This is a genomic window from Nissabacter sp. SGAir0207, assembly GCF_005491205.1.
Classification (GTDB): Bacteria; Pseudomonadota; Gammaproteobacteria; order Enterobacterales; family Enterobacteriaceae; genus Chimaeribacter.
Map to the genome: position 1 here is coordinate 2468314 of NZ_CP028035.1, position 20911 is coordinate 2489224.

Below are 20911 nucleotides of genomic sequence, written 5' to 3' on the forward strand. Positions count from 1 at the left end.
CAGTGAGCGCGACGCTTATTTCTGTGGCAGTGCCAGTACGTCATGGGCGTAAGCCAACGCTTTTTCAATCACTTCATGGATGGACATGCTGGTCGAATCCAGCAACAGGGCATCAGAAGCAGGCACCAGCGGTGCAATCGCGCGGTTGCGATCGCGGTCGTCACGCTCTTTTATCTCGGCTAAAAGACGTTCAAAGTTAACACTAAAGCCCTTTTCCTGCAACTGTAGCATGCGCCGACGTGCACGTTCTTCCGCGCTGGCGTCCAAAAATATTTTTACTGGCGCGTCAGGAAAGACCACCGTGCCCATGTCGCGGCCATCGGCAATCAGGCCAGGTGCCTCGCGGAAGGCGCGCTGGCGGCGCAGCAGTGCTTCGCGCACCCGCGGGAAGGCGGCGGCCTGAGAGGCGGTGTTGCCTACGGTTTCCGTGCGGATCTCATTGCTGACATCCTCACCTTCCAGGATCACTTCAAGCTGCCCGTTGCGCGAGATGAACTGCACGTCAAGGTGAGCGGCCAGCGGCACCAAGGCCTCCTCGGACTGGATATCGACCTGGTGGTGCAGCGCGGCCAGCGCCAGCACGCGGTAGATGGCACCAGAGTCCAGCAGATGCCAGCCTAATGACTCCGCCAGCGCTTTGCACAGCGTACCTTTACCGGCACCACTTGGCCCATCAACGGTAATCACCGGGGCTGTAACCGTCATATCTCACTCCTTTAGATCGGGGAAACCCGCTTTATTACTCAGTAGGCTACTTCAGCCGCAGCATTATACGCTGCCTAACGCATAACTGTTACCTTTCGCACGCGCAGTTGCTGAAATTCCCCCCATAAACTGTCAGAGAGTGTAGAAGATAGACAAAATCTGTGGGGAAGGAGAATAAACGGGCATAATTTGCCCGTTTTGTTCATATTATGCCGGTTGGCTCAGTGAAGCCAGGCGGTCAAAGTAGTCTGGGAAGGTTTTGGCAGTACATTTTGGATCGAGGATAGTCACCGGCGTTTCAGAGAGCGCCACCAGCGAGAAGCACATCGCCATGCGGTGATCGTCGTAGGTGCCGATCTCCGCGTACTGCAGTTCTGCCGGCGGTACCACGCGGATGTAGTCGTGCCCCTCCTCCACCTCGGCGCCCACCTTGCGCAACTCTGTCGCCATCGCCGCCAGACGGTCAGTTTCTTTCACCCGCCAATTGTAGATATTGCGGATGGTGGTCTCCCCTTGGGCAAAGAGCGCAGTGGTCGCGATGGTCATTGCCGCATCCGGGATGGCATTCATATCCATGTCGATGCCATGCAACTCGTGGCGGCTGCACTCAATGTAACTGTCGCCCCACGTGATGCGCGCGCCCATCTTCTCCAGCACGTCGGCAAAGTGAATATCTCCCTGCATACTGTGGCGGCCAATGCCGGTCACGCGGACGGTGCCGCCCTTGATCGCCGCAGCCGCGAGGAAGTAGGAGGCGGAAGAGGCATCGCCCTCCACCAGATATTCGCCGGGTGCCTGATAAGTCTGCTGGCCCTTGATGTGGAAGACGCGGTACTCATCATTCACCACTTCAACGCCAAAGCTCTTCATCATGTTGAGCGTGATGTCGATATAGGGCTTTGAGACCAACTCACCCTTGATGCGGATCGCCGTATCACGTGCCGCCAGCGGCGCGGTCATCAGCAGGGCCGTCAGGAACTGGCTGGAGACGCTGCCATCAACGGCAATATCACCGCCGTTGAACCCACCACGCAGTCGCAGCGGCGGATAGTTCTCCTGCTCCAGATAGTCAACCTGCGCGCCGCCCTGACGCAGGGCTTCCACCAGGTGGCCGATCGGCCGCTCTTTCATGCGTGGCTCGCCGGTCAACGTGATGTCGCCGTCCGCGAGGCAGAGCGCCGCCGCCAGTGGGCGCATGGCCGTTCCTGCATTGCCCAGGAACAGCTCCAACGCCTGCGCGCTGCGCAGTGGCCCGGCTTGCCCTTCCACCTCACAGCGGGTGCGATCCGCCGAGAGGCGAAACGCCACGCCCAATTTCTCCAGGGCGTTGAGCATATGGCGCACGTCATCACTGTCGAGCAGGTTGGTCAGGGTCGTGGTGCCTTGCGCCAGCGCCGCCAGCAGCAGCGCACGGTTGGACACACTTTTTGAGCCTGGGAGGTTGACGGTGCCATCAATTTTGGCAATCGGCTGTAGGGTTAACGAGTCCTGCATGTAAAACACACTCTCCAAATACTTTGCTATAAAAGAACCCCGGTTTGAGCCGGGGTTCCTGAAAATCAACGGGTTACCAGAACATGCCCGCAGCCTTACAGGTGCGGGCTGGCGATTAGCCGTGGCGACGCTCGAAGTCCGCCATAAATTCGGTCAGGGCTTTCACGCCCTCAATCGGCATCGCATTGTAGATGGACGCGCGCATCCCGCCCACCACACGGTGGCCCTTCAGGGCGTGGAGGCCCGCCTTCACGGACTCGTCCAGGAAGACTTTGTCCAGCGCCGCGTCAGCCAGTTGGAAGGGAACGTTCATCCAGGAGCGGTTCGCCTGTGCCACTTCGTTGCGGTAGAAGTCGCTCTGATCGATGACACCATACAGCAATTCCGCCTTGGCTTTGTTACGTTTTTCCATCTCCAGCAGGCCGCCCTGCTCTTTCAGCCACTTAAATACCATGCCGGAGAGATACCAGGCAAAGGTCGGCGGCGTGTTGAACATGGAGTCGTTCTCGGCCAGCACTTTGTAATCAAGGATGGAGGGCAGCTCGGTTTTTGCTTTGCCCAGCAGGTCTTCCCGCACAATCACCAGCGTCAGGCCAGCCGGGCCAACGTTTTTTTGCGCACCGGCATAAATTACGCCGAAACGGCTGACGTCAATCGGACGCGAAAGGATAGAGGAGGAGTAGTCCGCCACCACCACTTTGTCACCGAAATCGGGCATATCGTGAATGGCCAGGCCGTCAATGGTTTCATTCGGGCAGTAGTGGACGTAGGCGGCGTCATCACGCAGCGCCCACTCGCTCATTGGCGTGATAGCGTGGCGGCCATCGACAGACGTTTTCACGTCCAGCACATTTGGCGTGCAATATTTCTGCGCCTCTTTTACCGCGCTGTGCGCCCAGTAGCCACCGTCGACATAGTCGGCCGTGGTGTGGTCACCCAGCAGGTTCAGCGGCACTGCGGCAAACTGCGCGCGCGCGCCACCATGGCAGAACAGCACCTTATAGTTGTCCGGGATCTTCAGCAGGTCTCGCAGGTCACGCTCCGACTCTTCCGCCACCTGGATGAACTCTTTACTGCGGTGGCTGATCTCCATCACGGAGGTGCCCAGCCCATGCCAGTTGCAGAGCTCCTGCTCGGCACGACGCAAAACTTCGACCGGCAGCATGGCCGGACCCGCACTAAAATTGAAAACCTGAGTCATTTCCCTTCACCATTCACGATAAGATAACTGTTATGTATGACCACCAGCCTTCGGTTTTATCATCCGAACCGGCGGCCTGCAACGGTTATCGCTCCCGACGGGACACCCCGGCAGAAACCAGAACAAGATCCTCTTCTTATACTCTGCCTGCCACGATGGCTCCCGGTTTGATGATCCCCCGTGGCAGGGCATTAATCTGGCAGGATATGCTGATTTCAGCCTACCCGGCGGTGGGTCAACGCAGCCACCCACTTGTCGCTTTTACATTGCGGGCACTGATATGACTCGCCGGCTTTCAGGTGATGGATCAGGCTGCACTGGTGGCAGGCGTAGTCACCCTCTTTTGTCGCGCGGGTCATAAAGGTGATGTAATCGGCGGGCATCACGGGCAGCCCCGGCTTTACCTCCTCTGGCTCAAAAAAGAAGACGCTGATGCCGCCGTTGACCTCCAGCACCGCCAGTCGTACCTGCCCCAAATGCTCAACGCCAGCCAGCCGCAGCTCCATAAAAAACTCATCGTGAGTGATGTTGCGCTTTTTCATGGTCTTCCACTCAAACTGGCCGTTGCGCACCAGCATCAGCGGCTTGCCCTCCATCCAGTTCTGTACATGCCGGTTGTAGGACATCAGCTTGGTCGCCAGACGATAGAACACCATGATAGAGGCAAACACCATGAACACCGGCAGCAATGGCACATCGTCATAGAAGGTGACATCTCCTGCCGCCGAGCCGAGGGTCAGGATGATCAGCACCTCAAACAGCGACATCTGCCTGACACCCCGCCGGCCACTGACTTTGAGGAACAGAAACACCAGCACAAAGGTGAACAGGCAACGAGCCGCGACTTCCGCCAGGAACTCCAGCGGGAACTTGTCCAGCGCCATCCGTTGAAGATCAAACGCTTTCATCTTGCTTTCCTTAGAAAAGGCCATGACCAGATGCCGACAATCTACGGTCTGCGGTGGCTGCTTGGCAATCTTTTGCCCCGTTCCCGCCGACGTCATCACACACGGGCTATTGGATGGCGAAAAAACAATCTTTTTATTGCCCCCTTTGCCATGATCAATCCGTGGAGCTGAAGAATAAAAGTCCGTATCATGGCGCCTTTCAGTACGATGATAAAAAGTGATCCCCATGACCCAAACCTTTATTCCCGGCAAAGACGCGGCACTGGAAGACTCCATTGCACGTTTCCAGAAAAAGCTGACCGATTTAGGCTTCAACATTGAAGAGGCCTCCTGGCTGAATCCGGTGCCTCACGTCTGGTCGGTGCACATTCGCGATCGCGACTGCCCGCTCTGCTTCACTAACGGCAAGGGCGCCAGCAAGAAAGCCGCGCTGGCCTCGGCGCTGGGCGAGTATTTCGAACGCCTCTCCACCAACTATTTCTTCGCCGACTTCTATCTGGGCAAAGCGATCGCCGAGGGCGAATTCGTTCACTACCCTAATGAGAAATGGTTCCCGATCCCGGAAGACAACAGCCTGCCGGAAGGGATCCTGGATGCGCGCCTGCATGACTTCTACGATCCGGATCAGGCACTGTCTGGCAGCGATCTGATTGACCTGCAATCCGGCAATGCCGCGCGTGGCATCTGCGCCCTGCCCTTCACCCGCCAGTCGGATGAGCAGACCGTTTATATCCCGATGAATATCATCGGCAACCTCTATGTGTCGAACGGCATGTCCGCCGGTAACACCGCCAATGAGGCACGCGTGCAGGGCCTCTCTGAGGTGTTCGAGCGCTATGTGAAAAACCGCATCATCGCGGAATCCATCAGCCTGCCGGCCATCCCGGAAGACGTGCTGGCGCGCTACCCTGGCGTGGTTGAGGCCATCGCCAAACTGGAAGAGGAAGGTTTCCCGATCCTGGCCTATGACGCCTCGTTGGGCGGCCAGTACCCGGTAATTTGTGTCGTGCTGTTCAACCCGGCCAATGGCACCTGCTTCGCCTCCTTTGGTGCACACCCGGACTTTGGCGTGGCACTGGAGCGTACCGTTACTGAGCTGCTGCAGGGCCGCAGCCTGAAAGATCTGGATGTCTTCACGCCGCCGACCTTCGATGACGAAGAGGTCGCGGAACATGCCAACCTGGAGACCCACTTCATTGACTCCAGCGGCTTGATCTCTTGGGATATGTTCAAGCAGGACGCGGACTATGCGTTCGCTGACTGGGACTTCAGCGGTACTACCGAAGAGGAGTTCGCGACCCTGATGGCCATCTTCCAGCAAGAAGATGCCGAGGTATATATCGCGGATTATGAGCATCTGGGCGTGTACGCCTGTCGTATTCTGGTGCCGGGCATGTCGGATATCTACCCGGCAGAAGATCTGTTGCTGGCTAACAACAGCATGGGTGCCCCGCTGCGTGAGAAACTGCTAGCGCTGCCGGACAGCGACTGGAGCCGCGAAGAGTATCTGGCGCTGATCCAAGAGCTGGACGACGAGGGTATGGATGACTTTACCCGCGTGCGTGAACTGCTTGGTCTGGCGACCGGCAAAGACAATGGCTGGTACACGCTGCGCATTGGCGAGCTGAAATCCATGCTGGCCCTGGCGGGCGGCGATCTGGATCAGGCGCTGATTTGGGCGGAGTGGACACAGGAGTTCAACGCTTCTGTCTTCACGCCAGAGCGCAGCAACTACTACCGTTGCCTGCAAACCCTGCTGCTGCTGGCGCAGGAGCCAGAGCGCGAGCCGGCACAGTACTATGCTGCCTTTGTGAAGATGTATGGTCAGGAAGCGGTGGATCAGGCTTCCGCCGCCCTGAGTGGCGAAGCGCGTTTCCATGGGCTGTTTGCCATTGATGATGAGCTTCAGGCCCTGCCAGCCCATCAGGCGTTGCTGGCGGCTTATGAGAAGCTACAACAGGCTAAGCGCCGCCACTGGGCGTAAAGTCAGGCTGACGCCCCTGTTTTAAGGTACCATTCTCAAGCCCCGGTAATGCATAACATTACTGGGGCTTTTTATTTCTCCCACTTTTCTACGCCTTAGGAGAAATTAATTTCCAGCCCGACTCCTACCCTTCAGTCACGTTAATGATAATGCGGCAATGTTAATTATAAATTAAATTTATCGCGCAAAAGAGGCTTGAAATAATACATTTATCTATTAGAGTTAACCTGATCTTTAATTCACATCGCCTACCAATCAAAAAAATATATAAAAGTTAAAATAAATTTAATGTATATAAATCAAAGCTTTAACAATAAAAATAAAGACAATCTTATGGTGGGCGTGGATGCGCCCGGTGCGTTTATGATCTAAATCAATTTTTATCGATCATGGCTTTGTTAGTATCTCTTTGCACTGTCTTAACCTATCAGAGAGAGTTAGTGTGAACGCTGACAACCCTTTCAATTTACTGCTTCCCCCCGCGATGGCAAAAGTTGCCGAAGATGCGGGTGTCTATAAAGCGACTAAACATCCGCTCACCACCTTTTATTTAGCGATTACCGCGGGTGTGTTTATCTCGATTGCGTTTGTTTTCTATATTACCGCCACTACCGGCACCGCTGGCGTACCTTACGGTCTCGCCAAATTGGTCGGCGGCCTCTGCTTCTCCTTGGGCCTGATGCTGGTGATTGTCGGCGGTGCGGATCTGTTTACCTCCACGGTGCTGATCGTCGTCGCTAAGGCCAGCCGGCGCATCACATGGGGGCAACTGGCCCGTAACTGGGTCAATGTTTACCTCGGCAACCTGGTGGGTGCCCTCTTCTTCGTCGCCCTGATGTGGTACTCCGGCGAATATATGGTTGCCAATGGGCAGTGGGGCCTGAATGTGCTCCAAACGGCCGATCACAAAGTCCACCATACCTTCATTGAAGCCGTCTGCCTCGGCACTCTGGCGAACCTGATGGTCTGTCTGGCAGTGTGGATGAGCTACTCCGGCCGTACCCTGACGGACAAGTGTCTGGCGATGTTGCTGCCAGTAGGCATGTTTGTCGCCAGCGGTTTTGAGCACAGCATCGCCAACATGTTCCTTATTCCCTTTGGCATCGTCATCAAGAATTTTGCCACGCCGGAGTTCTGGCAAGCCGTCGGCGCCAGCCCGGAGCAGTTTTCTCACCTCACCATCAGCAACTTTATTGTCGACAACCTGATCCCAGTGACACTCGGCAACATCATTGGCGGCGGGGTGCTGGTAGGACTGACGTACTGGGCAATCTATTTACGTGGCGGTAATCACCACTGACCGGTGTTTACGCCACTGCGGGTTTACAAAGAAATCCATATTTTAAGGTAGGTGCAATATGTCCGAACTTAATGAAAAACTGGCAAGTGCATGGGAAGGCTTCCAACAGGGCGAATGGCAGAATACCGTCAACGTCCGTGACTTCATCCAGAAAAACTACACCCCCTATGAAGGCGATGAGTCCTTCCTTGCGGGCGCAACCGAGGCGACCACTGCCCTGTGGGCACAGGTGATGGAAGGCGTCAAAATTGAGAACCGCACCCATGCGCCGGTTGATTTTGACACCCACGTCGCCGCTACCATCACCTCGCACGATGCCGGCTACATCCAGAAAGGGCTGGAAAAAATTGTTGGCCTGCAAACGGATGCCCCGCTGAAACGCGCGCTGATTCCCTTTGGCGGCATCAAAATGGTGGAAGGCTCCTGTAAAGTCTATGGTCGCGAACTCGACCCGCAGCTGAAAAAAATCTTCACCGAATACCGCAAAACCCACAACCAGGGCGTATTTGATGTCTATACCCCAGACATCCTGCGCTGCCGTAAATCTGGTGTGCTGACTGGCCTGCCAGATGCCTATGGCCGTGGCCGCATCATCGGCGATTACCGTCGTGTGGCACTGTATGGTATCGATTTCCTGATGGCGGACAAATTCGCCCAGTTCAAATCCCTGCAGGCAAAGCTGGAAAACGGCGAAGATCTGGAGATGACCATCCAGCTGCGTGAAGAGATCGCGGAGCAACACCGCGCACTGGCGCAGATGAAAGAGATGGCTGCCAAATATGGCTATGACATCTCCGCCCCGGCGAAAAACGCGCAGGAAGCCGTACAGTGGACCTACTTTGGCTACCTGGCTGCAGTGAAATCGCAGAACGGCGCAGCCATGTCCTTTGGCCGTGTCTCCACCTTCCTTGATGTCTATATCGAACGTGACATCAAAGCCGGTACCCTGACTGAACAGCAGGCGCAGGAGCTGATCGACCATCTGGTGATGAAACTGCGTATGGTGCGCTTCCTGCGTACGCCGGAGTACGATGAACTCTTCTCTGGCGACCCGATCTGGGCCACCGAATCCCTGGCAGGGATGGGCGTAGATGGGCGTACGCTGGTCACCAAAAACAGCTTCCGTTTCCTGAACACGCTCTACACCATGGGTCCGTCACCGGAACCTAACATGACCATCCTGTGGTCGGAAAAACTGCCTCTCAACTTCAAGAAGTTTGCGGCCAAAGTCTCCATCGACACCTCATCCGTACAGTATGAAAACGATGACCTGATGCGCCCTGACTTCAATAACGATGACTACGCCATCGCCTGCTGTGTTAGCCCGATGATTGTCGGCAAACAGATGCAGTTCTTTGGCGCTCGCGCCAACCTGGCGAAAACCATGCTGTATGCAATTAACGGCGGCATGGATGAGAAGCTGAAAATGCAGGTCGGCCCGAAAGAAGCGCCGATGATGGATGACGTGCTGGACTATGACAAAGTCATGGAGCGCATGGATCACTTTATGGATTGGTTGGCGAAACAGTACGTTACCGCGCTGAACATTATCCATTACATGCATGACAAATACAGCTACGAAGCCGCATTGATGGCGCTGCACGATCGTGACGTCTACCGTACCATGGCATGTGGTATCGCTGGTCTGTCAGTGGCTGCCGACTCCCTGTCAGCGATTAAGTATGCCAAGGTGTCAACCATCCGTGATGAAGATGGCCTGGCCGTAGACTTCAAGATTGAGGGCGAATACCCGCAATTTGGTAACAACGACCCGCGCGTGGATGACATCGCCTGCGATCTGGTTGAGCGCTTCATGAAGAAAATCCAGAAGCTGCGCACCTATCGTCATGCAGTACCGACCCAGTCAGTGCTGACCATCACCTCCAACGTGGTATACGGCAAAAAAACCGGCAATACCCCGGATGGCCGCCGTGCTGGCCAGCCGTTTGGCCCCGGTGCCAACCCGATGCATGGTCGTGACCAGAAAGGTGCGGTAGCGTCCTTGACCTCGGTGGCTAAACTGCCATTTGCCTACGCGAAGGATGGTATCTCATATACCTTCTCTATCGTGCCGAACGCGCTGGGCAAAGATGATGATGTACGCAAAGCCAACCTGGCAGGTCTGATGGATGGTTACTTCCACCATGAAGCCTCCATCGAGGGCGGCCAGCATCTGAACGTCAACGTCATGAACCGCGAAATGCTGCTGGATGCGATGGAACACCCGGAGAAATATCCGCAACTGACCATCCGCGTTTCTGGTTATGCCGTTCGCTTCAACTCGCTGACCAAAGAGCAACAGCAAGACGTGATTACCCGTACCTTTACCAAGTCGCTGTAATCATAAATGGCCAAAAGCTCCAGGGAAGGAGCTTTTCCCCCACCCTCTGTTCACCCCTTCATTTCCCCGACCGGGTGACGGGTTTGCCGGGCATCCACTGCTCTGGGTATCAGGCAAAACCGTTATTCCTCGCCAGGCAGATATCACCTGATATCTTGTGTATCGCTGCACCTCCCCCTGGCGTGATTCAGACTGCATTTGAACAGTCACATTTTGGAGAGCCCGCAATGTCAGTAAAAGGTCGTATCCACTCTTTTGAATCCTGCGGCACGGTAGATGGCCCCGGCATTCGCTTTATTGTGTTTTTCCAGGGCTGTTTGATGCGCTGTCTTTACTGCCATAACCGCGATACCTGGAACACCCACGGCGGCAAAGAGATTACCGTCGAAGAGCTGATGAAGGAAGTGGTGACCTATCGCCACTTTATGAATGCTTCCGGCGGTGGGGTCACGGCGTCTGGCGGTGAAGCGATTTTACAGGCTGAATTTGTACGTGATTGGTTTCGCGCCTGCCAGACAGAGGGTATCAATACCTGTCTTGATACCAACGGCTTTGTCCGACGCTACGATCCAGTAATTGATGAGCTACTGGACGTTACCGATTTAGTGATGCTGGATCTGAAACAGATGAATGATGATATCCACCAAAATCTGGTGGGGGTCTCGAATCATCGTACTCTGGACTTTGCCCGCTATCTGGCGAAGCGTAACCAGCGTACCTGGATCCGTTATGTGGTGGTGCCAGGTTGGTCTGATGATGATGACTCGGCGCACAGGCTGGGCGAGTTTACCCGTGACATGGGGAACATTGAGAAGATTGAACTGCTGCCCTATCACGAGCTGGGCAAGCATAAATGGGTAGCGATGGGGGAAGAGTACAAACTGGATGGCGTCAGGCCGCCGCCAAAAGAGACCATGGATCGGGTGAAACAGATTCTGGAAGGGTATGGCCACAAAGTCATGTACTGACCACACCACGAGATAACAGGGCGGTTACCCGCCCTGCCAGAAGCGTTACGCTGCTGCGAAAGGTGTCGGAGAGTGTCCCGGCTTTCTGAACAGCATAATCATGTAGATCAGCGCCACCGCAGCAATCATCACAAACAGCAGTTGATCTGAATAGTGCTGCATTAGCACGGCCGTCATGGTCGGGCCGGTCAGGCTGCCAATGGTATAGCTCATCAACAACGCCTGATTCATTGCCACCAGCTCATGCTGCGGAATGCGTTCACAGGCCCAAGCCATCGCCACCGGATAAAGAGTAAAACCGGCACAGCCCAGAATAAACAGCGTAGGCGCCATCGCATAGCCACTCAGCATTGCCATGCACCCTAAGATGATGACAAACACCTGGATCCGCAGTACCAACAAGCGCCCATAGCGATCGGCCAGTCGGCCTACCGGCCACTGTCCAACAATGCCAGCACTCACCAGCAGTGCCATCCAGTAGCCCACGTTGCCGTCGCTCATCCCCTGATGCGACAGATAGAGCGGCATCAGGCCATACAGTGAGCCGAGCACGATACCGGAAATAATGCAGCCGTTAATGCCCAGCCGGGCATCGCGACGCTTCAGCATCGGCCACACTGACGCCTGCGGTTGATTCAGGTCTTCATAGCCGAAAGCGGCGAAGAAGAGCGGCAGCATAGCCACCACAATCATAGCGGTCACCCACGGCAGCACGCTCAACAGTGCGGTCGGCATCATGCCCAAGACCAACTGCCCGGCCACGGTGCCGAGGTAGTAGGTCATCATGTAGGCGGCCAGCAGTTGCCCACGGTTTTGTGCTGTGCCGCTGCGTAGCAAGGCGCTTTCGACCACCACCCAGATCAAGGCACACCCAATCCCAGCAATAAAGCGGAAAGCCAGCCAGCTCCAGAACTCCGTAGAGTAAGCCAGCCCTGCCGTCGCCAAGGAAAAGATGATGCACGAGAGGTAATAGCTGCGGTTAAAACCGTAACGTTTGATGATGGCACCTGCCACCAGCGTACCGGCCAGGTTGCCGCAGAAATAGGATGAGCTTACCAGCCCAATCTGCCAGGTAGGTAACAACGCATGGGTCAGCCATAACGGCACCAGCGTATTCAATACCGCGATCGACACGGTCAACAATAAAAGCCCACAGAGCAATAATAGCACTGGGCGAGAGTAGGCAGACATATGGGTGATGATTAACGCTAGAAGGAAAGTGCGCGCATCATGACACCGAGCTGTAAAAAGTCAATTGGCTAAAAAAAGGCTCCCGCACAAAGTGTTACTTGATGATTGAAATTATTTATTAACTAATTCTTATTGAATGCCTGTGGAGATAACACCAATTGGATATGCCCATGATAACAAGCAAATTTACATGCCCCACAGCCCCAACAACGCGCTTCGCTTAGCGCTGGATGATTTTCTTGATTAAAAAATATTGCCGAGCTAGGACAGGCCATTACGCAGAGTTGGCACCCGCCGGTGGTTTGCCCAAAACAGTATTCGCGCATTATCGGACGTAGCCCCGTTTCCTTATTACAGTCAGGTGCCAATGCGTCAGTGGGGCAAGCGGCAGTACACATCAAGCAGCCGTCGCAGAAAGCGGTCTCTGGATCCAGTTCCGCTTTTCCTCCTGCCACCTTAATCATGCCTAATGGACAGGCCGCCACGCAGGCACCGCAGCTATCACAACGTGCCAAAAACAGTGCGTCTGGCTGCGCCTGCGGTGGCCTGGGAGCCTGACGCACCGCGGGTGCTGGCTCAGGCCGCCCTGCTCGCAGTACGCTGCGCAGCAGCCCACGGCGACTGATCTGCCGGTGGCTCAACCATGCACGGTAGTAACGCTCATTACGGGGCGACATTGCCTGTGCCTGCTGCTGGTATCTGTAGCACCTCATGCTGCCAGCCGGCCAAAGTGATCATTGCCAACCTTGCCACGGCTTGATAGAAGGGGTGTTCGGCAGCAGCGGCCAGACGTGTCAGGTAGCACTCTGACCACGGTAAAAGATGGCGGGTTAAAAAGTCATTCAGCAGGCAAGGCCGCTGTTCCGCCAGCCAGGCCGTCATCAACAGCAGCAGGCCAATGTGATCTTCTGGCTCCCGTGGGTTGTGCAACATCTGAATCTGGTGCTCCGCTAACCAGTGGCGCAATGCCAATGTCGAATCACCAAACAACACCTCTTCCCTGTCCAGATAGACCGAACCCCACGGCGGTGCGGCCAGTGCCTCTGGCCCAATAAACAGCCGCTGATACGCAGCTGTAAGTGACTCCTCAGTCTGCTGGGTAAATTGCCGGGCGATATAGGCCAGCTCCTCTGCAGTGCCATAGGGCCAGGATGCACACCATGCCGGGTTGGAAAACAGTGGGGCAGTGACCGAGAAATCTGGCTGTTCAGGTGAGTGCAGCAGCAGTACACCGAGCAGGCGGCCTGTCATGGCGATGGCCTCCAGGACAACCGCGTGCTCCTCGCTTTCGGCCATCTCAACTGCCATACGCCATTCCCACGGTCATGTGCAGGCCATAAAACAGGGAACGCCCCAGCAACTCTCCCGCCAGCACTAGCATAAAGCCCGCCATCATCCAGCCTACCGAAGGCGTTTTAGCTTTCAACAGAGGCACTAACCAGCAAGCCAGCCCCATACTGAGCAATATTAATCGTATCCCGGTCAGCGTGCCTATATCAGGGACCAGCGCCTCTGCATGCTGGACGGAACTTTGAATTTGCCCAAGGCTCGCCAACTGCCCAAAGCCAAAAACACAGCTGGCGACCAACGCACAGAGCGCAACGGCCGGCAGCAGGCGCAAAGCCCCACTGATGCTGGCTCCGGCGGCATGAAGCAGCAGGTAGCCCAGCAGCGAACCGCCCAGTAGCGCCGTTAACAAGAAACTGAGTGCCGTATAGGGCGTATCCCAGGTAGGAACCGTCTCAATGGTATAGACCCGGCACATGGCATAGAGAAAAACGGCCCCAACCAGCCCGGTAACAGCCAGCCAACCCTGCCTGATCGATGGTGAAAGTTTGTCCAGCATGGCGAGCAACCAGTAGAGTCCGCCCAGTGCAAAGAAGAGGGAGCCGCTGGCGATCTCCATGCTCAACGGCGACGTGCCAAGCTGGTTCAGTGCGTTCAGCGCGCGCAATGGTATGCCCAGATGCAGGATTGAGGCAGAGAAGGCGATGCCCATCATCAGCCACAGGTAGAGCATCTGCCAATGCAGCGCGCGTACCTGCGCCGCATCTTGCTCGCTGCGCCCCAGCGCCCATGCCATCACCACAAAACCCCCTATGACACACTGGCTGAGCACGGTAAAGAGCACCAACGGCCATTCACTCCATCCGGTTCCCATTTCACACCTCCCTCGGGTTCGCCAGATAGCCGCTGGTATCACCTGACGGGCGGCTATGGGCATTGGGTTTAATGACAATATTGGGTTGGGTGAAGTGTGCGGCTGGCAATGGGGCAATGGCCGCCAATTCACCGTACTTGGCTCGCAGTTCGTCAATGGGTGCCAGCTCCAGCGCCCGTAACGGACAGGATTCAACACAGATTGGTTTCTTCCCACCGGCGACCCGTTCATAGCAGCCGTCACATTTAGTCATGCACCCTTTGCTGGCATTGTATTGGGGAGCATCATAGGGGCAGGCCATATGACAGTAACGGCAGCCGATGCAAACCTCCTCATTGACCACCACAAAGCCATCCTCCCGCTTATGCATTGCGCCGCTAGGGCAGACTTTGGTACAGGCCGGGTCGCTACAGTGGTTACAGGCGATGGAGAGGTAGTAGGCGAATACGTTCTGCCGCCACCCGGCCCCATCCTGCTGCCAGCTACCACCGGCATACTCGTAAACACGGCGAAAACTCACTTCCGGCGTCAGATCCTTATAATCCTTGCAGGCCAGTTCACAGGTTTTACAGCCGGTGCACCGGCTGGCGTCGATATAGAAACCATATTGGGTCATTGTGTCTGCTCCTTACACATGCACTTTCTCAACCTGCACCAGATTGCTGTGGGAAGGATTGCCTTTTGCCAGCGGTGAAGGACGTTGTGAAGTCAGTACGTTAATGCTACCGCCGTGATCAATTCGCTGTGTGTCGGGGGAGTACCACGCGCCTTCCGCCAGCGCCACCACACCCGGTATAATCCGTGGCGTCACCCGTGCAGTAGTGCGTACCTCACCGCGATCGTTTAAGACACGGATCGGATCGCCATTTTTGATCCCACGCGCTTGTGCATCGATCGGATTGATCCAGAGATCCTGGCGGCAGGCAGCACTGAGCACATCCACATTGCCATAGGTGGAATGGGTGCGCGCTTTGTAGTGAAAGCCTGTCAGTTGCAATGGGAAGCGATGATTCAAAGGATCGTTGTAGCTTTCAGCGCCTTCGGCATAGATCGGTAAAGGATCGATGACATCTCTGGCGTCAAGTTGCCAAGTGGACGAAATAGTTGCCAGCTGCGCTGAGTAGAGCTCGATTTTTCCTGATGGTGTGGCTAATGGGTTGGAAATAGGGTCTTCGCGGAAAGCACGGTAAGCCACATGGTGGCCCTCAGGATCGCGTTGCTTGAAGATCCCCTGCTGACGAAACTGTTCAAACTCAGGTAATGCAGGTATCGCCTCTCGTGACTGTTGGTAGAGATGGCGTAACCACTCCTCCTGGCTGCGCCCTTCAGTAAATTGCGCCTCCACACCCAGCCTTTTTGCCAGCTCGCTGGTCATTTCATAGAGGGTTTTGCACTCAAAACGCGGTGCAATGACCCGATCGGCAAAGATGACGTAACCCATCTCCCCGCTGGAGGCATCCAAACAGAAGTCCATCTGCTCCGCCGTGGTACAGTCCGGCAACAGGATATCGGCGTATTTCGCGGAGGCGGTCATGTGGTTATCAATCACCACTATCATTTCGCACCGACTCTCATCCTGTAGGATCTGGTGGGTACGGTTAATGTCGGCATGTTGGTTGATCAGGCAGTTGCCCGCATAGTTCCAGATGAATTTGATGGGCACATCCAGCTTCTCTTTGCCCCGCACACCATCTTTCAGGGCTGTCAGCTCTGGGCCGCGGGCTACCGCTTCCGTCCACAGGAACATCGAGATGCTGGTTTTTACCGGGTTCTCCAGAGTCGGCATCCTGACAAATGGCAGAGCGTAAGATCCTTCGCGAGCGCCAGAGTTGCCGCCTGGAATACCAACGTTACCGGTTATGATCGCCAGCATGGCAATGGCTCGGGTAGTCAGTTCCCCGTTGGCATGGCGCTGTGGCCCCCATCCCTGGCTGATGAAGACGGGTTGGGTCGAGCCCATTTCACGAGCCAACCGGATAATGACCTCTTCCGGCACGCCGGTAATGTCGGCGGCCCACGCTGGGGTTTTGGCTATCCCATCTCGTCCCTGCCCCAGGATGTAGGCTTTGTAGCTGGCGTTAGCGGGCACACCGGGCGGCAGGGTCTTTTCGTCATAGCCGACGCAGTAGGTGTCAAGGAAGGGCTGATCCACCCATCCTTCCGTGATCATCACATAGGCCAGTGCCGAAGCCAGTGCGGCATCCGTGCCCGGCCGCAGCGGAATCCACTGGTCTTCGCGACCCGCGCCGGTGTCGGTATAACGCGGATCGATGATAATCAACCGTGCGCCCGACTTCTGCCGGGCCTGCGCCATCGCATAGGTTACCCCACCGCCGCTCATCCGCGTCTCCGCCGGATTATTGCCAAACAGCACCACCAATTTGCTGTTTTCAATATCAGACGGGCTGTTGCCATCCGCCCAGCCGCCATAGGTGTAGTTCAGGCCGGCGGCGATCTGGGCGGAGCTATAGTCGCCATAGTGATTGAGGTAGCCGCCACAGCAGTTCATCAGGCGCGCGATCAGGGTACTGCCGGGCGGCCAGGAGCGCGTCAGGGTGCCACCGAGGGTGCCGGTGCCATAATTGAGGTAGATGGCCTCATTGCCATACTCACGGATGATGCGTTGCAGCGTGCACGCGAGGGTATCGAATGCCTCTTCCCAACTGATGCGTTTGAAGCGCCCCTCGCCCCGCTTGCCGACGCGTTTCATCGGGTATTTCAGGCGATCGGGATGGTAGATGCGCCGCCGCATGGAGCGCCCGCGCAGGCAGGCGCGCACCTGTCGCAACTCGCTATCGTCACGACCATTGTCGCTCTCGACGTAGCGGATCTCGTCCGCTGTCACATGCATTCGCAATGGGCAGCGGCTGCCACAGTTCACCGTACAGGCACTCCAGACCACCCGTTCTGACTGTGGCTCCCCTGCCCCAGCCAGCGTTTTTTCTGACTGTTGGAAAGGCAAGGCGATGCCCTCTGCTGCTATCGCCAGCGCGCTCGTCGCCAGGCTCCCTTTCAACAGGGTTCGACGACTGATAGCCAGCAGAGGGACTTTTGCTGCACTCATATTTTCTCCTTATCGATACCTGTAGACAGGGCCGACGCGCGGCTGACGTGTGCTGTTTTACGCCTGCGAGGGGGAGTGTTTTTTGTTTTCCATCAACAAAATGGGACGATAAATTGAGCAGGAATGAAAAGCGGGAGGTAACTCGAAGAATTGCGTGAGACAGACAGAAAAAAAGCGCCCGTAGGCGCTTTTTAGGAGGGGTAACCCATTAACCGATATGGGTTTCGCCGCGCATGTAAGGGCGCAGCACTTCAGGGATTTCGATACGGCCATCGGCTTGCTGGTAGTTCTCCAGCACTGCCACCAGCGTACGGCCAACCGCCAGACCGGAGCCATTCAGGGTGTGCACCAGACGCGGCTTCTTCTCGGTTTTGCTACGGCAGCGAGCCTGCATACGGCGCGCCTGGAAATCACCCATGTTGGAGCAGGAGGAGATTTCACGGTAGGTATCCTGCGCCGGCAGCCACACTTCCAGATCGTAGGTTTTAGTGGAGCCAAAGCCCATGTCGCCGGTGCAGAGCAGCACTTTACGGTAAGGCAGGTTCAGCAGTTGCAGCACCTTCTCCGCATGGTGGGTCAGCTCTTCCAGTGCCTGCATGGACTCTTCCGGGCGCACGATCTGTACCATCTCGACCTTGTCGAACTGGTGCATACGGATCAGGCCACGGGTATCACGTCCGTAAGAACCCGCTTCAGAGCGGAAACACGGCGTGTGGGCGGTCAATTTCAGCGGCAGAGACTCTTCATCGAGGATCTCATCACGCGCCAGGTTGGTCAGCGGCACCTCAGCGGTCGGGATCAGCGCATAGTTGCTGCTGGTGGACTCCTCTTCCAGCGGTTTGGTATGGAACAGGTCCTCACCAAACTTCGGCAGCTGGCCGGTACCGTAGAGGGTATCGTGGTTCACCAGATAAGGGACGTAGGTCTCCTGGTAGCCATGCTGCTCGGTGTGCAGGTCAATCATGAACTGCGCCAGCGCACGGTGCAGGCGGGCGATCTGCCCTTTCATCACCACAAAGCGGGAGCCGGTCAGTTTCACGGCGGCCGCAAAATCCAGTCCGCCGGCCATTTCGCCCAGCTCAACGTGGTCGCGTACCGGGAAATCGTAGTGGCGCGGTTCGCCCCAACGGCTGACTTCCTGATTTTCGCTGTCATCCTTGCCGTTCGGCACGCTGTCGTCAGGCAGGTTCGGGATGGACAGGGCAATGTCACGGATCTCAGTTTGCAGTGCGTCCAGCTGCGCTTTCGCGTTATCCAGCTTCTCGCCCAGCACATTCACTTCCTGGCGCAGGGGCTCGATATCCTCACCACGGGCCTTTGCCGCGCCGATCGATTTCGATCGCGCATTGCGCTCCGCCTGAAGCGTTTCGGTGTCGACCTGTAAAACCTTACGGCGCTCTTCCAGGGCACGTAATTTTTCCACGTCGAGCGTAAAGCCCCTGCGAGCCAGTTTTTCGGCGACTGCGTCTAGCTCATTACGCAGCAGATTGGGATCGAGCATGCTAATCCTGTGCTTGTAGTTATTGAATGATATGTAACGAAAGATACCGCGAATCAGCGCGGTATCCTGGGAATAATAACGGAATAACCTTACCGCAAGCCACCCATCAGCGGTAGCGTTTTATCGGGCTATTTTGATCCTGTTCAGACAACCATGCCAGCTTTTCACCAATTTTCCCCTCCAGCCCACGGCTGGTGGGGAAATAGTAACGGGCAGCGGCCATCTGGGGCGGGAAATAGTTCTCGCCAGCGGCATAGGCGTTGGCTTCATCATGGGCGTAGCGATACTCCGCACCCAGCCCCATCTCCTTCATCAATTTGGTCGGGGCATTGCGCAAATGCTCCGGCACATCGAAATCGGGCTGCTCCTTGGCGTCACGCAGCGCGGCCTTGAAGGCGGTGTAGACCGCATTGCTTTTGGGCGCGCAGGCCAGGTAGACAATTGCCTGAGCGATAGCCCGCTCCCCCTCCGCCGGGCCGACACGGGTGAAGCAGTCCCAGGCCGCAATCGCCACCTGCATTGCCCGTGGATCGGCGTTGCCAACATCTTCGGAGGCGATGGCCAGCAGACGTCGCGCCACATAGAGCGGGTCGCCCCCGGCGGTGATAATACGCGCATACCAGTAGAGGGCGGCGTCTGGCGCGGAGCCGCGCACCGATTTATGCAGCGCCGAGATCAGGTCATAGTAGCGATCGCCTTTGTTGTCGAAGCGGGCGCTGCGCTCACCGGAGACCTCGCGCAACAGCTCCGGCGTCAGGGTACGCACCCCGCTGGCATCCGCCTGGGCCATGTCGGCCATCATCTCCAGGCTGTTGAGCGCCCGGCGCGCGTCACCATTGACCAGCTCCGCCAGCATCCGGCGCGTCTCCTGTGGCACCACAATCTTCTGGCCGCCAAGGCCGCGGGCGCTGTCATTCATCGCCTGCTCAATCACCTGCTCAATCTCTTCGACGGTGAGCGCTTTCAGCAGGTAGACACGCGCACGCGAGAGCAGCGCCGAATTCAGTTCAAACGAGGGGTTTTCCGTGGTGGCGCCAATAAAGGTGATGGTGCCATCTTCGATATGCGGCAGGAAGGCATCCTGCTGGCTCTTGTTGAAGCGGTGCACCTCATCCACAAACAGGATGGTGCGGCGGCCAGCATTGCGGTTTTGCCGCGCGCGCTCGATCGCCTCACGGATCTCCTTGATGCCGGAAGTGACCGCCGAGATGCGCTCCACGTCGGCGTTGCCGTAGCGGGCAATCACCTCCGCCAAAGTGGTCTTGCCGGTGCCGGGCGGCCCCCACAGGATCATTGAGTGCAGTTGGCCCGCCTCAATCGCCCGCGGCAGGGGTTTGCCCGGTGCCAGCAGGTGCTGCTGGCCGATGTACTCCCCCAGCGTGGTTGGCCGCATCCGGGCGGCCAGGGGCTGGAACTCATTCTGTGAAAAATCGAGTGATAGGTTACTCACGCGCACCTCACTGGCGCTGGTCGTCCAGCGTCACCCCCTTCGGTGGGGTAAATTTGAATTTGTCTGCGGCTACCGGCCCATTTTGCTGGCTCTTCAGGTGATAGGCGCTGCGCTGCCCATCCTGTTCCACCGCCGTGAAACTTTTGATAGTGCCGTCGCGGGTCACAGTGATGGCGAACTGCTTCAAGTTGCCATTGGCGGATTTCGGCGTCAGCTCAAAATCATCGCCCTTCTGGGAGACCTGATACTGCGCCCAGTCGCTGCTGTTGTTGCGGGTAATCAGCATAAATGGCGTGTTGCCGGTGGCGCTCTTCAGCCAGGTTGCGGTGACCTGCTCCACAAAGGGATTATAGAACCACAGGGTTTCACCGTCGGAGACCAGTACGCTTTCGTCCGGCGAGGTCATGTGCCAGTTGAACAGATTGGGACGTTTTACCCACAGCTCGCCCTCGCCCTGCTGCACTTCGGAGCCATCATCGGCCGTGACCTGCTGCGTAAAGCTGGCATGGAAGCTGTTTACCTTGCCCAGACGGCTTTTCAAATCACTGCTGGCGTCTGCCCACACTGATGAGCTAAAGGATGCCAACAGGCAGCCTGCTACTAACCATTTTTTCATACTTATCATAACCTCATATCTTCCATC

At 56.5% G+C, this 20911-nt stretch carries 17 protein-coding genes; 4 read left to right on the forward strand and 13 right to left on the reverse strand.

Annotated elements, in window-relative coordinates; genetic code table 11:
• Nucleotides 1–15 precede the first annotated feature (15 nt).
• The 4 genes from cmk to C1N62_RS10940 all read right to left on the reverse strand — a co-directional run bounded on the left by cmk (nt 16) and on the right by C1N62_RS10940 (nt 4308).
• Complete coding sequence (gene cmk / locus C1N62_RS10925) at nt 16–705, reverse strand: (d)CMP kinase (protein WP_137763656.1); 690 nt, start codon at nt 703–705, stop codon at nt 16–18.
• Between the two features lie 207 nt (nt 706–912).
• The gene (aroA, locus tag C1N62_RS10930; RefSeq protein ID WP_137763657.1) at nt 913–2199 is read right to left on the reverse strand and encodes a 3-phosphoshikimate 1-carboxyvinyltransferase; all 1287 of its coding nucleotides are present in this window, start codon (nt 2197–2199) and stop codon (nt 913–915) included.
• Nucleotides 2200–2314: 115 nt separating this feature from the next.
• A complete protein-coding gene (gene serC, locus C1N62_RS10935) occupies nt 2315–3400 on the reverse strand; it encodes a 3-phosphoserine/phosphohydroxythreonine transaminase (protein ID WP_137763658.1) in 1086 nt (361 codons plus the stop codon).
• 215 nt (nt 3401–3615) lie between these two features.
• A complete protein-coding gene (locus tag C1N62_RS10940) occupies nt 3616–4308 on the reverse strand; it encodes a DUF421 domain-containing protein (RefSeq protein ID WP_137763659.1) in 693 nt (230 codons plus the stop codon).
• 226 nt (nt 4309–4534) lie between these two features.
• Here C1N62_RS10940 and ycaO point away from each other — a divergent pair, with 226 nt between their 5' ends.
• From ycaO to pflA, 4 genes are all read left to right on the forward strand, one after another.
• On the forward strand, nt 4535–6292 hold the full coding sequence (ycaO, locus tag C1N62_RS10945) for a 30S ribosomal protein S12 methylthiotransferase accessory factor YcaO (protein WP_137763660.1): 1758 nt from the start codon (nt 4535–4537) through the stop codon (nt 6290–6292).
• Nucleotides 6293–6734: 442 nt separating this feature from the next.
• Nucleotides 6735–7592 (forward strand): formate transporter FocA, encoded by an 858-nt coding sequence (gene focA / locus C1N62_RS10950; RefSeq protein WP_137763661.1) that lies wholly within the window; start codon nt 6735–6737, stop codon nt 7590–7592.
• A 58-nt stretch (nt 7593–7650) separates the two neighbouring features.
• Complete coding sequence (gene pflB, locus C1N62_RS10955) at nt 7651–9933, forward strand: formate C-acetyltransferase (protein ID WP_137763662.1); 2283 nt, start codon at nt 7651–7653, stop codon at nt 9931–9933.
• A gap of 227 nt (nt 9934–10160) precedes the next feature.
• Nucleotides 10161–10901 carry a pyruvate formate lyase 1-activating protein gene (gene pflA / locus C1N62_RS10960; RefSeq protein WP_137763663.1) on the forward strand — a complete coding sequence of 247 codons (741 nt, stop codon included), beginning with the start codon at nt 10161–10163 and terminating at the stop codon, nt 10899–10901.
• Nucleotides 10902–10946: 45 nt separating this feature from the next.
• Here the strand turns inward: pflA and C1N62_RS10965 are convergent, their stop codons facing one another.
• From C1N62_RS10965 to lolA, 9 genes are all read right to left on the reverse strand, one after another.
• The gene (locus C1N62_RS10965; protein WP_137763664.1) at nt 10947–12092 is read right to left on the reverse strand and encodes an MFS transporter; all 1146 of its coding nucleotides are present in this window, start codon (nt 12090–12092) and stop codon (nt 10947–10949) included.
• A gap of 122 nt (nt 12093–12214) precedes the next feature.
• Nucleotides 12215–12805 (reverse strand): 4Fe-4S binding protein, encoded by a 591-nt coding sequence (locus tag C1N62_RS10970; protein WP_370465561.1) that lies wholly within the window; start codon nt 12803–12805, stop codon nt 12215–12217.
• Nucleotides 12756–13400 carry a Tat proofreading chaperone DmsD gene (gene dmsD / locus C1N62_RS10975; RefSeq protein WP_240775693.1) on the reverse strand — a complete coding sequence of 215 codons (645 nt, stop codon included), beginning with the start codon at nt 13398–13400 and terminating at the stop codon, nt 12756–12758. Before dmsD ends, C1N62_RS10970 begins: the two co-directional genes overlap by 50 nt.
• Nucleotides 13390–14253, reverse strand: a complete 864-nt coding sequence (locus C1N62_RS10980; protein WP_137763666.1) for a DmsC/YnfH family molybdoenzyme membrane anchor subunit — start codon at nt 14251–14253, stop codon at nt 13390–13392. Before C1N62_RS10980 ends, dmsD begins: the two co-directional genes overlap by 11 nt.
• A gap of 1 nt (nt 14254) precedes the next feature.
• A complete protein-coding gene (locus C1N62_RS10985) occupies nt 14255–14869 on the reverse strand; it encodes a DMSO/selenate family reductase complex B subunit (protein WP_137763667.1) in 615 nt (204 codons plus the stop codon).
• A 12-nt stretch (nt 14870–14881) separates the two neighbouring features.
• Complete coding sequence (locus C1N62_RS10990; protein WP_137763668.1) at nt 14882–17317, reverse strand: DMSO/selenate family reductase complex A subunit; 2436 nt, start codon at nt 17315–17317, stop codon at nt 14882–14884.
• A 208-nt stretch (nt 17318–17525) separates the two neighbouring features.
• Nucleotides 17526–18818 carry a serine--tRNA ligase gene (serS, locus tag C1N62_RS10995; protein ID WP_137763669.1) on the reverse strand — a complete coding sequence of 431 codons (1293 nt, stop codon included), beginning with the start codon at nt 18816–18818 and terminating at the stop codon, nt 17526–17528.
• Nucleotides 18819–18924: 106 nt separating this feature from the next.
• Nucleotides 18925–20268 carry a replication-associated recombination protein A gene (locus C1N62_RS11000; protein WP_137763670.1) on the reverse strand — a complete coding sequence of 448 codons (1344 nt, stop codon included), beginning with the start codon at nt 20266–20268 and terminating at the stop codon, nt 18925–18927.
• A gap of 7 nt (nt 20269–20275) precedes the next feature.
• Nucleotides 20276–20884: an outer membrane lipoprotein chaperone LolA gene (gene lolA, locus C1N62_RS11005; protein WP_137763671.1), complete on the reverse strand. Its 609-nt coding sequence runs from the start codon at nt 20882–20884 to the stop codon at nt 20276–20278.
• Between the last annotated feature and the right edge of the window lie 27 nt (nt 20885–20911).